Raw genomic sequence first — 14,899 nt, forward strand, 5'->3', positions numbered from 1 at the left:
TCATCTTCTCGTGCCGTTCGGCAGAGGTTGGGCAGAATGAATTCTTCTCGATACTCGTCGTATTCGAAAAGCAGAACGTCCCGGGGGAGGGGATCCCCCGGGACGTTCGTTGCTTCGGTGCGGTCGATCAGTCGATCAGGCGGAGTGAGCGCGCAGGACCCGGAGGCCGCCGCGGCGCTTGACGGCGCGCCGCTCTTCTTCGCTCATTCCGCCCCAGACCCCGGCGTCCTGACCGGATTCGAGGGCCCACTGCAGGCACTCGTCGGTCACGGAGCAACGCCGGCAGACGGCCTTGGCCTGCTCGACCTGCAGCACGGCAGGGCCGGACGTCCCGATCGGGAAGAACAGCTCCGGGTCCTCGTCGCGGCAGGCAGCATGGTGGCGCCAGTCCATGGCGGCAACACTCCTCATTCTGGGTGGGCGGCAGTGCTTGCTGGATCTTTCTTTATGCGTCTGCGGTGTCGATCACGACGGTCGTGGCCATCGCTTCGGCAGCCGAGAGCAGGCTTTGTGTTTGTGGAACCCGCGGAGGACCCTCGCCGTCGGGCGCGTCCACGCAATGTTCCGGTAACTCAAGTTCGCTTGTGAATACTTTCACGAACTCCCGCGATGTCAAGGGTAACGCCCGGAAAAACTCTAGGCAGGTGAGACAGGTCACGACCCATTTGTCCGGATCCCCGCCCTTGTCGGAACCCGGTGCGCCACAGCCGAGAATCAATATAGTACAGTCCACCCGACATTGCTGGCATTTCCGGCACCGTCCTGGTCCGTCGCTTCGAGCTCGTCTGTCGGTCGCTGTACCCCAGCGTCAGCAGATTACTCTTAGTGCGGCCGTGACAGATGTGAATCGCACCTTGTCCCGCTCGCCGAGGTAGTCGCCGTCCACCTGGAACGCCTGCGGACGCTCGGACACCAGGGTGAACTCGTCCAGGTCGTGCAGCCGCAGTATCTGCCGGCCGCGCGGGTCCGGTTGGCGGGCCAGCATCTGGCTCACCATCCGAGTGGTGCTCGGCACCCGCAGCCGGCGGACGGCCAGCACGTCCAGGCCGAGGTCGAACGAGGCGTCCGGATTCGGATTCACCTCGCGTCGCCCGACGTAGGTCCAGGGTGCGGTGTTCTGGATCACCACCGTGGCGAGTTCGGCCTGCGCCGGCTCACCGGGACGTTCCAGCGTGATGGTGGGGTGCCGGCGTTCCGCGCCGAAGAGGTACTGCTCCGCGATGGACCGGAGATAGAGCGTGGGGGTGGAGACCCGGCCCCGGCGGCGGGCCCGCTCCACCCGGTTGATCACCGCGGCGTCCAGCCCCAGCCCCGCGCAGAAGGTGAAGTACCGGTCGTCGGCACGACCGAGGCCGATGGTGCGGGACCGTCCGAGCCGCAGTGCCTCGAGGATCACGCTGGTCGCGTCCGGCCACTGGCTCGGCAGGCCCAGTGCCCGGGCGAAGACGTTGGTCGAACCACCGGGGACCGGGGCGAGGGCCGGCCGGCGATCGGCCGGCGGCGGCGCGTCGCCGTCGCCCGGCGTCCCCGCCATCAGCCCGTTGACCACCTCGTTCACCGTGCCGTCGCCACCCAGCGTCACCACGAGGTCGACACCCTCCCGGACCGCCGCCCGGGCGAGCGCCATCGCGTGCCCACGCCGTCGGGTGTACTCGACGGTGAGGTCGACCTCGCTGCGGAGCGCGCGGACGAGCACGTCCCGGCCCCGTCCCGTGGTGGTGGTGGCCTTCGGGTTGACCACCAGGATGGCCCGCATGGGCGGCACTGTACCGCGCGCCGCCGAGTATCGTGGCGGCCGTGACAAGCGACTCCGAACCGCTCCCCGGCCAACTGCTCGGGGCGGTGTGGCTGCTCCGCGCCGAGGCGGTCGGGCTGGCGCTACTGGTGGTCTTCCTGGTGTACGAGACAGTCACGGCGACCGCCACCGATCTGGTCAACGCGCTCTTCGTCACCGCGTTCGCGGGGATCGGCGCGGCCGTACTGTGGGCGCTGGCCGTCGCGCTGGGCCGCCGCCGGGCCGGGGCCCGGGCTCCGGCCATGGTGCTGCAGCTCATGCTGCTGCCGATCGGCTACTACATGCTGCAGGGCGGACTGGGCTGGCTGGGCAGTCCGTTCATCGTGCTCGGCCTGCTGGTCTGCGGCCTGCTGTTGAGTCCGCCGACGAACCGGGCGCTCGGCTTCGGCGTGGAACGGCGCTGATCTCCGGCCGCTGATCCGGCCGTCGGCGCGGGCCGGCAGCCGACCCCGATCCGGTCCCCTCGACGGGTGGACCGGCGGCGCCCGGACCGCCGCCGGGCGGGGCGGCGACCGCTTCAGACTCCGCCGGACCGGCGGGTGAGCAGTGTGATCGTCGCGCGACCGTCGGACACCACGGCCGAGGCCGAGGTGGTCAACGCGGTCAACACCTTCCAGGCGAAGGACGACTCCGCCGGCAGCCGGGATCCGCGTACGGTCGGGACGGCGACCTCGACGGTCAGCGCGTCCTCGGTCACCGCGAACCGGCAGTCGAGTTCGGCGTCCCGGGTCGCGACGGCGAGCAGCATCGCGCAGGCCTCGTCGACGGCGATCCGCAGATCCTCGATCTCGTCGAGGGCGAAGTGCAGCCGGGCGGCCAACCCGGCGGTGGCGGTACGCAGCACGCCCAGGTAGCCGCCGTCAGCGGGCACGGTCAGGAGGACGACGTCGTCGCCGGTCGTCGATGGCGTGGTCAGCGGTGTCACCAAAATAATCCCCCGTACGGGACTCTACCGGACCGTCGCGTGCCCGGCTGTGCGCGTTCACCTGCCGGGGCGGCGGCTCTGCGTCAACGGCACGCGCCACGGCTCCGCGCCGCGACGGCGGCCGGCACGCCCGCCAGGCGTGCCGGCCGGATCGTCGCCCCGGGTGACCGCGCCGATGACGCCCTGGTGACGACGTACCGGCGGGCGCCGACCGGGAACTCAGGCCTGCTTGGTCTCCCAGAAGATCTTCGCGATCTCGTCGATCTTCTGCAGCAGCTCGTCGGCCTTGCTCGCGTCGGTGGTCGCCTTGGTGCCGCCACCACCGCCGGCCAGCTTGGTGGCCTCGTTGAAGAGCTGGTGCAGCTGCGGGTACTTCTCGAAGTGCTGGGGCTTGAAGTAGTCGGTCCAGAGCACCCAGAGGTGGTGCTTGACCAGCTCGGCGCGCTGCTCCTTGATGATCAGCGCCCGGGTACGGAACTCGGGATCGGTGTTCGCCTGGTACTTCTCGTCGATCGCCTTGATCGACTCGGCCTCGATCCGGGCCTGGGCCGGGTCGTAGACGCCACAGGGCAGATCGCAGTGCGCGCTGGCGACGATGCGTGGCGTGAAGATGCGCGGAAGCCGCATGGGATCCTCCATAGCAAGTCTGTGATGATCCAGGACGACACTACTCCTGCGATATGTCTCCCAAGGGGCGGAGGTGAAACTCGGTGTCCCCCGACATCGCCGCAGACGGGAGCCGTCCCCGGGCGCCCCTTTTCGCCGTTCTGGTGGTGGGCCCGTCGATGGTGCCGACGCTCCGGCACGGTGACGCGGTGCTGGTCCGGCGCGGTGGCCGGGCTGTCCGGGCCGGCGATCTGGTGGTCGCCGAGTTCCGTGGCCGACCCGGACTGCTCGTGGTCAAGCGCGCGGAGCGCGCCGTCGACGGTGGCTGGTGGCTGCGCGGCGACAACAGCTTCGTCACCGACGACTCGCGGGCGTACGGAGTGGCCGACGTGTGGGGCCGGGTGGTGCTGCGGTACTGGCCACGTCCACGGTGGTTCGGTCGCCGGGCGGGACGCGGCGATCGGGTTACCAATCGGTAAGTCATCCGTTACCAGTTGGTAAGACCCCTGCGCGGCACCAGATCCGCGACCCGCCACTATGCTCTGTATCTCATAACCGGGTGACCCCCGCACCGCTGCCGGCGATCGCCGATCTCGCGTCCAACCGGCCGCCTCATCTGCTCGACGATCCTGGAGTCACCATGTCATCCCCTGCCGTGGACCCGCCATCTCCTGTCGTGGATCCCACCGACCCGGCCTTCGCCCTGCACCGTGGCGGCAAGCTGGCGGTCGCCTCGACCGTTCCGCTGACCACCCGGGAGGATCTCTCCCTCGCGTACACCCCGGGGGTCGCCCGGGTCTGCGAGGCGATCGCCGCCGACCCCGCCCTGGTCGACGAGTACACCTGGGTGTCGCACACCGTCGCGGTGGTCACCGACGGCTCCGCCGTACTCGGGCTGGGCAACATCGGGCCCCGGGCCGCGATGCCGGTGATGGAGGGCAAGGCCGTGCTGTTCAAGCAGTTCGGCGGCGTGGACGCGGTGCCGGTCTGTCTGGACACGCAGGACGTGGACGAGATCGTGGCGGTGGTGACCGCGCTGGCGCCGTCCTTCGGTGGGATCAACCTGGAGGACATCAGCGCGCCCCGGTGCTTCGAGATCGAGCGTCGGCTCGACGAGGCGCTGTCGATCCCGGTCTTCCACGACGACCAGCACGGCACCGCCGTGGTGGTGCTCGCCGCGCTGCGTAACGCGGCCACGCTGCTCAACCGGAAACTCGGTGACCTGCGGGTGGTGGTCAGCGGCGCCGGCGCCGCCGGGGTCGCGGTGACGAAGATGCTGGTGGCCGGAGGAGTGAACCCGGCCGAGGTGGTGGTCTGCGACTCACGCGGCATCCTGCACCGGGACCGGACCGACCTGACCGCGACCAAGGCCGAACTGGCCGAACTGACCAACTCGGCCGGACGGGCCGGCGGCATGGTGGAGGCGCTGCGCGGCGCCGACGTGCTGATCGGGGTCTCGGGCGGACAGATCCCGGAGGAGGCGCTGGCCGGGATGACCCCGGGCGGCGCCATCTTCGCGTTGGCGAACCCGACCCCCGAGGTGCACCCGGAGGTTGCCGCCCGGTACGCCGCCGTGGTCGCCACCGGACGCAGTGACTACCCCAACCAGATCAACAACGTGCTCGCCTTCCCCGGCATCTTCCGGGGCGCGCTGGCGGCCCGGGCGGTCCGGATCACCGAGGGCATGAAGGTGGCGGCCGCGGACGCGATCGCCGCGGTCGCCGTCGAGGGGGAGTGGGACGGCACGACCGCCGTCGCCGCCGGGCAGTTGCGGGCCGACGCCATCATGCCGTCGCCGCTCGACCCGAGGGTGGCGCCGGCGGTGGCGGACGCGGTGGCCGAGGCGGCCCGACGGGACGGCGTCGCCCGGGCCTGACCCGTCGGCGCCAGCTCGCGGCGCTGTCCGGGTACGGCGTACGCGTGTAACGTGTCGATCATGCGTGCCGCGTACGCCTCGAGGTTCGACGCCGACGATCCGCTCGCCGCGCTGGTGGTCGGCGAGCGACCCGAGCCGACGCATCCGGACCCGGACTGGGTGACGGTGGAGGTCCGGGCCAGCTCGCTGAACCACCACGACCTGTGGTCGCTGCGTGGTGTCGGGCTGGCCGCGGACCGACTGCCGATGATCCTCGGCTGTGACGCGGCCGGCGTCGACCCGGACGGCAACGAGGTGGTCGTCTTTCCGGTCGTCCCGGATCCGGCCGACCCGCGCGGGCTGTCGCTGCTCTCCGAGCACCATCCGGGCACACTGGCGGAGCGGGTCGCGGTGCCCCGGGCCAACCTGGTGCCGAAGCCGGCCGGGATGTCCTTTGTCGAGGCGGCCTGTCTGCCGACGGCCTGGTTGACCGCGTACCGGATGCTCACCACCCGGGGACGGCTGGCCGACGGCGGATCGGTGCTGGTCCAGGGGGCTGGCGGCGGGGTGGCCACCGCGGCGGTGGTGCTCGCGGTCGCGCTCGGCAAACGGGTGTACGCGACCAGCCGCGACCCGGCGAAGCGGGAGCGGATCGCCGCGCTGGGCGCCACGGCGGTGGCACCCGGGGCGCGGCTGCCGGAACGGGTGGACGTGGTGATCGAGACGGTCGGCGCGGCGACGTTCGACCATTCGTTGAAGTCGGCCGCTCCCGGGGCCCGGATCGTGGTCAGCGGAGCCACCGCCGGTCACGAGCCGACGGTGAACCTGCGTCGGGTCTTCGCCATGCAGTTGGAGATCCTCGGTTCGACCATGGGCACTGCGGCGGAACTCGCCGAGCTGCTCGACCTCTGCGTGGCACGGGGGATCAGGCCGGTGATCGACGGGGTGCACGGCTTCTCCCGGGTCGACGAGGCGTTCGCCCGCCTGCACTCCGGTGGGATCTTCGGCAAGGTGGTCCTGGACCACACCACGTAGTTCCAGCGTTCGCCCGGCCGGGACGGGGGGCGTGCGAGCGTGCCTGACCCGTCGGCCGGGTGGTGCCCTCGGAGACGCGCGGCGGCGGCAGCGAGGGTGACGGTGAGCGCGGCCTGCTGTTCGGGCGCGCCCGGACACGCGCGGCGGCGGCATTTGAAAATCCGGACGTTTTGCCAGCAATCGAAACGGACACCGGGGCAGGAAAAGCCGTCGAAAAAGCGCTGGTAAGTCGGCCTAAAGGCGGACTTCAAGAAAACTAAAGGTTGGGTTTGTCCCCATTTTTTCGCGCCTCCGACCCCTTGGGTACGGCGGGTACAGTCGTCCCGTTCCGCCCCGCTGATCGCGGACGATGTGTACGGCGAAGGAGTCGGGATCTTGAAGAATTTCTCACTGTCAGGCCAGAATAAGCGACGTCAATCACGATCAATGCGAGGAACGCGCCGGCGTTCCTGGCGTACCCCTCGTTCCCTGGTGGTGGGCTCGGCAACGTTGGGGATCATCCTCGCCGGAATCGGCGTCGCGGTCGCGAGCAGTGGTGACGGGTCGGTGACGATCACCAAAGCCGGTACGGTGCTGGACGGCCGGAAGATCGACGGATACGTGCACATCAAGGCCGACGACGTCACGATCAGGAATACCGCCGTCAGGTACGGGGGAGCGCACGCCGTACGGATCTTCGAGGGTGTTACCGGGGCGCTGATCGAGAACACCACCATTCAATGCACCAAGCCGCGGACCAATGGTCTCGTATTCGGCAACTACACGGCCCGGAAAGTGCAGGTCACCGGATGCCGGTTCGGCTTCCTGCACTCGGCCGACGCGCCGGCGACCATTGTCGACTCGACGTGGAACGGCGAGCCGGTCGCGGCCGGCGAACTGCCACCCGACCAGGACGAACCGGCCCCGTCGGAGCCGAGCCCGACGCCCGGTGCCAGCCCGGGCGGTACTCCGTCGAGCGAGGCCAAGCCCGGGGCGGGGGCGACCAAGACCACCGCTCCGAACCTCGCCATCCCCACGTCGTTCCCGGGCCCGGACAACACCGGGGTGCCCGCCGGCACGAAACTCAAGGCCTCCGGCTCGCTCAAGCTGGCCCAGGACGGCGTGGTGGTCAGTGGACTCGACATCAAGGGCTGCGTCACGGTCACCGCGCGGAACGTCATCATCCGGAAGTCCCGGATCACCTGCGACAGCAACTACTCGATCCGCACCGACGGGGCGGACAACCTCCTGGTCGAGGATGTCGAGATCGACGGAATGGGTCGGAACTCGGCGGCGGTCTGCTGCGGCGAGTACACGCTGCGGCGGGTCGACATCAGCAACGTCATCGACGGTCCCCGGCTGGGCAGCGACGTGGTCGTCGAGAACTCCTGGATCCACCACCTCAAGCGGCAACCCGGTTCACACAACGACGCGCTGCAGACCACCGGCGCGTCCAACATCGTGGTCCGGGGCAATTCGCTGGAGGCGTACAACCCGGTGACCCGGGACCCGTTCAACGCCTGCCTGATGATCGGCTCGACCACCGGGCCGGTCGTGGAGAACCTCGTCTTCGAGGGCAACTACTGCAACGGCGGGAACTACTCGATCGGCGTACGGGCCGATCTCAACGCCGTCAACATCCAGCTGCGCGCGAACGTGTTCGGCCGCAACTACCGGTACGGCGTGATCGCCCGACCGACCCAGCGCGGCCTCACCTGGGACCGGGCGACGAACCTCTTCGTCGACACCCGCCGACCCGTGGTGGGGTGATCCGCTCCGGCGGGGTGCGACCGGTCCCGGCCGGCCGTACCCCGCCGGGCCAACCGGTCGGCCCCGGACCGGACGGTGTTCCGGTCCCCGCGCCCGGCGTCACCCCGTGCCGTGGTGTCGCCGGGCCGGCACGCTCAGAGGTGGTCGTCGAGGGTGGCGAGCCCGCCCCGGACCGCCTGTTCCGGCAGCCGGCGCTTCGCTCGCGGATCGCCGTACAGTGTCCAGCGCAGGAACTCGACCGTGGTGCCGGCCACCACCGCCAGCGCCCGCTGGTCCCGGCCGAGCAGCGCCTGGCCGTGGTCGCCGTCGGGCAGCGTCAGCATCGCCTTGGGCCAGGGCACCCGGTCGTACGCCGCCTTGCCGGCCCGGTACGACACCACCTGGTCCAGCGCGCCGTGCACGAAGAGCTGGGGTGCGGCGGTGCCGGCGAACGCCGTACCGACGCCGAGGGCGGTGCCGGCCAGCACGATGCCGGCGTCGAGCCGGGCGTCGCGGCCGGCGGTGAACAACCCGATGGTGGTCACCCCGCCCGCCGAGTGGCCGGCCGCGGCGACCCGGTCCGGGTCCAGGTGACCACGGAACAGGTCACCGGACCGGTCGGCCAGGGCCAACAGAGCGGTCAGCACGTACGACGCGTCGGCCGGCTGGTTGACCACGTCGAGCACCTGCACACCGCCCCGGGTGCCCCGGCTGGTGTGCGGATAGGTCGGTGCCGCCACCACAAAACCCGCCGCCACCCAGCGTACGAGCAGGGCGCGGTAGTCCTCCGGACGCCCGGTCAGGCCGTGACTGAACAGCACGACCGGGAAACGCCCCGCCGCCACCGGCGCCTCCGACGTCGGCGTGCCGCCGGCCGAGCCCGGGGCGGGATACCAGACGGTGACCGGCAGCGGCCGGTTCCCGCCCCGGTTGAACGCCAACTCGCGTACCCCGACTCCGAAACGCCGGGACGGTGCGACACCGCTGGTCGGCCCGGCGTCGGCCGGGGAGGGACTGGTCGCCGCCGCGCCGGTCGGTCGGGTCGTCGTCGGCCGGCCCGGGCCGCCCGAGCAGCCGGCGAGGCCCACGACCAGCGTCGCGGTCAGGAGGGCGCCGGTCAGGACCGGGCGGGCGGGACGTCGGCGCATGCCATTGATTGTGCCCGGCCGGTACCGGGTCAACCGGGGTCCCTTCCTATACGGAAGGCGATAAGAAGGGGCCCTTCCTTTCAGCCGAGCAGGTCGGTGAACTCGGCCTGCCCGGGTGACCGGGCGTCGGCCCGGAGCGCGGCCAGCGCGCCCCGGTCACCGTAGAGCGTCCAGCGCAGGAACTCCGTCGTCACCGCCACGGTCCGGTCGAAGCCGGGACGACCGGGGGTGAGGAACTCGCCGTGCCCCCGACCGGGCAGCGTGACGAACGCCTTCGGCCAGGGCACCTGCTGGTAGGCGCCCCGACCCCGGGTCAGCGGCACCACCGAGTCCGCGTCGCCGTGCAGGAAGAGCTGCGGCGCTGCCGGCCCGCCGTAGCTGGCACCGGGCATGCCGGCACCGGCGATCACGATGCCGCCGCGCAGCGACTCCGGGTGGCCGGGGGTGAAGAGACCCGCCGTCGTGTAGCCACCGGCCGAATGACCCGCCGCGCCGATCCGGTCCAGCGCCAGGTGCCCGGCGAACCGGTCACCGGCCTGCCGGTCGAGGAGTTGGAGCTCGTCGAGGGCCCGCCAGGCGTCCGACGGCTGTCGGCGGATGTCGGCCCGGTCGAACCGGGGCGTACGCGCCTTCGTGCCCGGGTAGGCCGGCGCGGCGACGACAAATCCGGCGGCCGCCCAGCGGGTGGTCAACGGGGCGTGCATCTCGGGCAGGCTGTGCAGGCCGTGACTGAAGAGCACCACCGGAAACCGGCCCGAGGCCACCTCCGCGTCCGGCACCAGTGTCGGCGTACCGGATCCGGTCGGTGGTGCTGACCGGGCCGGGTACCAGACGGTGACCGGAAGTGGGCGGGCGGTGCCGCGGCCGAGATCGAGCGTACGCACGCCGACCGCGTACGTTCGATCCGGCGCCGCACCCGGCAGCGCCATCGGAGCTGGCGCGGCGACCGCCCACCCACAGGCGGTGAGCGCGATCGACATCAGCAGGGCGGTCAGCCCCGCGACCAAGGGGTGGACGCGCACAGCACCGACGGTAGACGGCGGTACGCCGTACGAGGTCAGCTTTCCGGGCGTCCCGTTCGGCCGCCCGGACGGTTTGTCCCGCCGTACGCCGTCGGTTCGGGTTGTCCCGACGACCCGGTACCGTCCGGTCGCTCAGGTGGGGGACGTTCGCGCTGGTCGGCGTTCGCTATCGTGCTCGGCATGGCTGATCCACATCGTGACCCCAGCGGCAACACGGAGGCGTTCCGGGCCTTCGCCCACTCCGGCGAGGCGCCGGCAGCCGCACCGCCGTCCAGGCTGCCGCTGATCATCGGCGTCGTGGTTGTCGTCGCCCTGCTGATCGTGCTGATCGGCTGGCTCGCCCTGGGCTGAGGCCCCGGAACTCCGACGCCCGGTGGGCGGGATCCGGTCGGTGGCGGGCTCCCCCGACCGGTGCGTCACGTCACCGGTCGGCCGACGATCAGAGGTCGTCCTCGTCGTCGAGCCGGGCCAGCCAGGTGGCGAACCGCTCGATCGGCGTCTCGAACTCGGGGTTGAGGTCGACAAAGTCGCTCAGCCGGGCGCCGAGCCACTCCAGGGTCACCGTCTCGGTCCCCCGGCGCTCGACGAGTTCCTCGATGCCTCGGTCGGTGAAGTACACGACGTCCTCTTTCGGATTATGCGACCCGCGCCGGTGACCGGATCGGGTGCCCGGGACCGTTGTTGACGGTCCCGGGCACCCGGACAACCGGTCAGGGACGCGGCAGCGCGGCCTCGATCAGCGCGGCCTGCTCGACGTCGTGCATCTTGGCCGAGCCGACCGCCGGAGCCGCCGCCGCCGGGCGGGAGATCCGGCGCAGCCGTACGCCCTCCAGGTGCTCCAGCAGGTTGAGTGCGACGAACGACCAGGCGCCCTGGTTGGCCGGCTCCTCCTGGACCCAGGCGAAGTCCTCGGCGTTCGGGTACTGCGCCAGGGCGGCCCGGAGCTCCTCGACCGGCAGCGGGTAGAGCTGCTCGACCCGGAGGATCGCGGTGTCGGTGATGTCCCGCTCGGCCCGCGCCTGTGCCAGGTCGTAGTAGACCTTGCCGGAGCAGAGCAGCACCCGCTTCACCGCCTCCGGCGCCGGGCCGGTGACTCCGGTCGTGCCGGCGCCGTCGGCCAGCACCGGCTGGAAGGTGCCGGTGGTGAAGTCCGCGACGTCGGAGACGCAGAGCTTGTGCCGCAGCAGCGACTTCGGGGTGAACACCACCAGCGGCTTGCGCTTCGGCGAGAGGCCCTGGCGGCGCAGCAGGTGGAAGTGGTTCGCCGGGGTGGTCGGGATGGCGACCCGCATGTTGTCCTCGGCGCAGAGCTGGAGGAACCGTTCCGGACGCCCGGACGTGTGGTCCGGACCCTGGCCCTCGTGGCCGTGCGGCAGCAGCAGCGTCACCGACGACTGCTGGGCCCACTTCACCTCGCCGGACGAGATGAACTCGTCCACCACGGTCTGCGCGCCGTTGACGAAGTCACCGAACTGCGCCTCCCAGAGCACCAGCGCCTCGGTGTTCTCGACCGAGTAGCCGTACTCGAAGCCCATCGCGGCGTACTCGCTGAGCAGCGAGTCGTGCACGAAGAACCGGGAGCGGTCGCCGGTCAGCGCGGAGAGCGGGTTGTGCTCGGCGCCGGTCCGGGAGTCCACCACGACCGCGTGCCGCTGTACGAAGGTGCCCCGCCGGGAGTCCTGCCCGGCGAGCCGGACCGTCACCCCGTCGTGCAGCAGCGCGCCGAACGCGATGATCTCGCCGAAGCCCCAGTCGATGTTGCCCGACTCGGCCATCTTGGCGCGTCGGTCCAGCAGCTGCTGGATCCGCTTGTGCGGGGTGAAACCGTCCGGCAGCGTCACGTGCGCGCTGCCGATCGCCCGGAGCACCTCGGCGGTCGTCGCGGTCTCGACCTCCGGCTCCGGCTCCGGCTGCCGGCGGGGCCGGGCGGCGGGCCGCGCCGACGAGGCGGCGTCCCGGGTGGCCTTGAAGACCCGCTCCAGCTGCGCCTGGAAGTCGCGGAGCAGCTCCTCGGCGTCCTCGACGGTGATGTCGCCCCGACCGATCAGCTCCTCGGTGTAGAGCTTCCGGACCGAGCGCTTCGAGTCAATGATCTTGTACATCAGGGGGTTGGACATCGCCGGGTCGTCGCCCTCGTTGTGCCCGCGCCGCCGGTAGCAGACCATGTCGATGACGACATCCTTGTTGAACGCCTGCCGGTACTCGAAGGCGAGCCGGGCGACCCGGACCACGGCCTCGGGGTCGTCGCCGTTGACGTGGAAGATCGGCGCCTGGATCATCCGGGCCACGTCACTGCTGTACAGGCTGGACCGGGAGTACTCCGGCGCGGTGGTGAAGCCGACCTGGTTGTTGACCACCACGTGCACGGTGCCGCCGGTGCGGTAGCCGCGCAGCTGGGACAGGTTGAGTGTCTCGGCGACCACACCCTGGCCGGCGAACGCCGCGTCGCCGTGCACGGCCACCGGCAGCACCGTGTAGCCCTCGAGCTTCAGGTCGATCCGGTCCTGCTTGGCCCGGACGATGCCCTCCAGCACCGGGTCGACCGCCTCCAGGTGCGAGGGGTTCGCGGTGACCGAGACCTTGGTCGAGTGCTCGCCGTCCGGGGTGGTGAACTTGCCGGCCTGGCCGAGGTGGTACTTCACGTCACCGGAGCCCTGGGTGGAACGCGGGTCCAGGTGGCCCTCGAACTCGGAGAAGATCTTCTCGTACGGCTTGCCGACGATGTTGGCCAGCACGTTCAGCCGGCCCCGGTGGGCCATGCCGATGACAACCTCGTCGAGGTCGTTCTCGGCGGCCGACTCGAGCACCTCGCCGAGCAGCGGGATCAGCGACTCGCCACCCTCCAGCGAGAAGCGCTTCTGGCCGACGTACTTGGTCTGCAGGAAGGTCTCGAACGCCTCGGCGGCGTTGAGCCGGTTGAGGATGTGCTTCTGCTCGTCCCGCGCCGGCTTCTCGTACTTGCGCTCGACCCGCTCCTGAATCCAGTGGCGCTCCTCCGGGTCCTGGATGTGCATGTACTCGACGCCGACCCGACGGCAGTACGAGTCCCGCAGCACACCGAGGACCTCGCGCAGCTTCATCTTCTGCTTGCCGGCGAAGCCGCCGACCGGGAAGGTCCGGTCGAGGTCCCACAGGGTCAGGCCGTGCTGGCGCACGTCGAGGTCCGGGTGCTTGCGGATCTTGAACTCGAGCGGGTCGGTGTCGGCCATCAGGTGCCCGCGCACCCGGTACGCGTGGATGATCTCCAGCACCCGGGCGTTCTTGTCGATCTGCCCCTCGGAGCCGACCGCCACGTCCCGGACCCAGCGGACCGGCTCGTACGGGATGCGCAGCGAGGTGAAGATCTCGTCGTAGAAGCCGCGCTCGCCGAGAACCAGTTCGTGGACGATCTTGAGGAACTCGCCGGACTGTGCGCCCTGGATGATCCGGTGGTCGTACGTGCTGGTCAGCGTGATGATCTTGCTGACCGCGAGTTCGGCGAGAGTGTCCTCGGACATGCCCTGGTACGGCGCCGGGTACTCCATCGCGCCGACGCCGATGATCGTGCCCTGCCCCACCATCAGCCGGGGCTGCGAGTGGACCGTGCCGATGCCGCCCGGGTTGGTCAGCGAGATCGTCGTCCCGCCGTAGTCCTCCATGGTCAGCTCGTTGCGCCGGGCCCGCCGGACGATGTCCTCGTACGCCTGCCAGAACTGGCGGAAGTCCATCTGCTCGCAGGCCTTGATCGACGGCACCACCAGGGTACGGCTGCCGTCCGGTCGGGCCAGGTCGATCGCGATGCCGAGGTTGACGTGCTCCGGCCGGAGCACCGCCGGCTTGCCGTCGACCTCGGTGAACGAGTTGTTCATCTCCGGGTGCTCGGCGAGCGCCTTGACCAGTGCCCAGCCGATGAGGTGGGTGAAGCTGACCTTGCCACCCCGGCCCCGGGCCAGGTGGTTGTTGATGACGATCCGGTTGTCCACCAGCAGCTTGGCCGGTACGGCCCGCACGCTGGTCGCGGTCGGCACCGAGAGCGAGGCGTCCATGTTCTGGACGATCCGGGCGGCCACTCCGCGCAGCGCGACGGTCTGGGCGCCACCGTCACCGGCGGCCTTGGCCGGGGCGGCCTTGGGCTTGGCCGGCGCCGCCGGCTTCGCGGCGGTCTCGGTGGCCTTCGCGGTCTCGGACTTGGCCGCAGCGGCGGCGGGCTTCGCCGGCTGAGCCGTGGCCGGCGCCGCGGTCGTCGCCGGGGCGGGCTTCGCCGCCGGGGCTGCGGCCGGCTTCGCCGCGGGTGCCGCGGTCGCGGCCCCCGCCGGGCGCTCGGTGGCGGTCTGGCTACCCTGGGTGTTCTTCGGGGCCTCGGTCGTGGCTGCGGCCGCGCCGTCCTGCCCGGCCGGGCGGTAGTCGGCGAAGAAGTCGTGCCAGGCCGAGTCGACGCTGGTGGGGTCGGCGAGGTACCGCTGATACATCTCCTCGACGATCCACTCATTGGGGCCGAAACCCGCCAATGGATTTTCCTGCGAAGTCTGCTGGGTCGACACGGCCGGTAATCGCCTCTTTCACGCGGGTTGTGTGTCACGCGGTTTCTGCCACCCGTCCGGGGGGCTGAGTCGAAAGACGGGTCCAAGGCTACGCCGTGCGTTAACCGTCAGCATTGTCGCATCGGGGCCGTGTCGCGTTTCACAGGTTTTGCGAGTTCTCCGCCGTACTGGGTCTGACTCGACCGTCTCCCCACCACCACGCCCGTCGTCCCGGCTGGCCGGGCGGGCCCCCGCTGATCCGTCCGGGGGGTGGCGAGGGCAGTCG

General features: G+C 70.7%; 14 protein-coding genes. 6 read left to right on the forward strand and 8 right to left on the reverse strand.

Annotation, left to right across the window (positions count from 1 at the left end; translation table 11 throughout):
- Positions 1–135 precede the first annotated feature (135 nt).
- Both V1633_RS01380 and V1633_RS01385 read right to left on the reverse strand, forming a co-directional pair.
- On the reverse strand, positions 136–393 hold the full coding sequence (locus V1633_RS01380) for a WhiB family transcriptional regulator (RefSeq protein WP_130464821.1): 258 nt from the start codon (positions 391–393) through the stop codon (positions 136–138).
- A 415-nt stretch (positions 394–808) separates the two neighbouring features.
- On the reverse strand, positions 809–1,756 hold the full coding sequence (locus tag V1633_RS01385; RefSeq protein WP_331212227.1) for a diacylglycerol/lipid kinase family protein: 948 nt from the start codon (positions 1,754–1,756) through the stop codon (positions 809–811).
- Positions 1,757–1,797: 41 nt separating this feature from the next.
- Here V1633_RS01385 and V1633_RS01390 point away from each other — a divergent pair, with 41 nt between their 5' ends.
- On the forward strand, positions 1,798–2,199 hold the full coding sequence (locus V1633_RS01390) for a hypothetical protein (protein ID WP_331212228.1): 402 nt from the start codon (positions 1,798–1,800) through the stop codon (positions 2,197–2,199).
- Positions 2,200–2,312: 113 nt separating this feature from the next.
- Here the strand turns inward: V1633_RS01390 and V1633_RS01395 are convergent, their stop codons facing one another.
- Both V1633_RS01395 and sodN read right to left on the reverse strand, forming a co-directional pair.
- On the reverse strand, positions 2,313–2,720 hold the full coding sequence (locus V1633_RS01395; RefSeq protein WP_331212229.1) for an ATP-binding protein: 408 nt from the start codon (positions 2,718–2,720) through the stop codon (positions 2,313–2,315).
- Positions 2,721–2,939: 219 nt separating this feature from the next.
- Complete coding sequence (gene sodN, locus V1633_RS01400; protein WP_331212230.1) at positions 2,940–3,347, reverse strand: superoxide dismutase, Ni; 408 nt, start codon at positions 3,345–3,347, stop codon at positions 2,940–2,942.
- An 83-nt stretch (positions 3,348–3,430) separates the two neighbouring features.
- Here sodN and V1633_RS01405 point away from each other — a divergent pair, with 83 nt between their 5' ends.
- The 4 genes from V1633_RS01405 (at position 3,431) to V1633_RS01420 (ending at position 7,965) form a co-directional block, all read left to right on the forward strand.
- Positions 3,431–3,805 carry a S24/S26 family peptidase gene (locus V1633_RS01405; RefSeq protein WP_331212231.1) on the forward strand — a complete coding sequence of 125 codons (375 nt, stop codon included), beginning with the start codon at positions 3,431–3,433 and terminating at the stop codon, positions 3,803–3,805.
- A 161-nt stretch (positions 3,806–3,966) separates the two neighbouring features.
- Entirely contained in the window at positions 3,967–5,202 is a 1,236-nt protein-coding gene (locus tag V1633_RS01410) for an NAD(P)-dependent malic enzyme (RefSeq protein ID WP_331212232.1), read from the forward strand.
- Positions 5,203–5,253: 51 nt separating this feature from the next.
- Entirely contained in the window at positions 5,254–6,216 is a 963-nt protein-coding gene (locus V1633_RS01415; protein WP_331212233.1) for a zinc-binding dehydrogenase, read from the forward strand.
- Between the two features lie 426 nt (positions 6,217–6,642).
- Positions 6,643–7,965, forward strand: a complete 1,323-nt coding sequence (locus V1633_RS01420) for a hypothetical protein (protein ID WP_331212234.1) — start codon at positions 6,643–6,645, stop codon at positions 7,963–7,965.
- A gap of 134 nt (positions 7,966–8,099) precedes the next feature.
- Here the strand turns inward: V1633_RS01420 and V1633_RS01425 are convergent, their stop codons facing one another.
- Together V1633_RS01425 and V1633_RS01430 are read right to left on the reverse strand one after the other, a co-directional pair.
- The gene (locus V1633_RS01425) at positions 8,100–9,092 is read right to left on the reverse strand and encodes an alpha/beta hydrolase family protein (protein WP_331212235.1); all 993 of its coding nucleotides are present in this window, start codon (positions 9,090–9,092) and stop codon (positions 8,100–8,102) included.
- An 80-nt stretch (positions 9,093–9,172) separates the two neighbouring features.
- On the reverse strand, positions 9,173–10,114 hold the full coding sequence (locus tag V1633_RS01430; protein ID WP_331212236.1) for an alpha/beta hydrolase family protein: 942 nt from the start codon (positions 10,112–10,114) through the stop codon (positions 9,173–9,175).
- A 180-nt stretch (positions 10,115–10,294) separates the two neighbouring features.
- Here V1633_RS01430 and V1633_RS01435 point away from each other — a divergent pair, with 180 nt between their 5' ends.
- On the forward strand, positions 10,295–10,465 hold the full coding sequence (locus tag V1633_RS01435) for a hypothetical protein (protein ID WP_331212237.1): 171 nt from the start codon (positions 10,295–10,297) through the stop codon (positions 10,463–10,465).
- An 88-nt stretch (positions 10,466–10,553) separates the two neighbouring features.
- Here the strand turns inward: V1633_RS01435 and V1633_RS01440 are convergent, their stop codons facing one another.
- Together V1633_RS01440 and V1633_RS01445 are read right to left on the reverse strand one after the other, a co-directional pair.
- On the reverse strand, positions 10,554–10,733 hold the full coding sequence (locus tag V1633_RS01440) for a DUF6104 family protein (protein WP_331212238.1): 180 nt from the start codon (positions 10,731–10,733) through the stop codon (positions 10,554–10,556).
- 91 nt (positions 10,734–10,824) lie between these two features.
- Positions 10,825–14,634 carry a multifunctional oxoglutarate decarboxylase/oxoglutarate dehydrogenase thiamine pyrophosphate-binding subunit/dihydrolipoyllysine-residue succinyltransferase subunit gene (locus V1633_RS01445; RefSeq protein ID WP_331212239.1) on the reverse strand — a complete coding sequence of 1,270 codons (3,810 nt, stop codon included), beginning with the start codon at positions 14,632–14,634 and terminating at the stop codon, positions 10,825–10,827.
- Between the last annotated feature and the right edge of the window lie 265 nt (positions 14,635–14,899).

Origin of the sequence: Plantactinospora sonchi, assembly GCF_036422035.1 — a bacterium.
GTDB classification, from domain to species: Bacteria; Actinomycetota; Actinomycetes; order Mycobacteriales; family Micromonosporaceae; genus Plantactinospora; species Plantactinospora sonchi.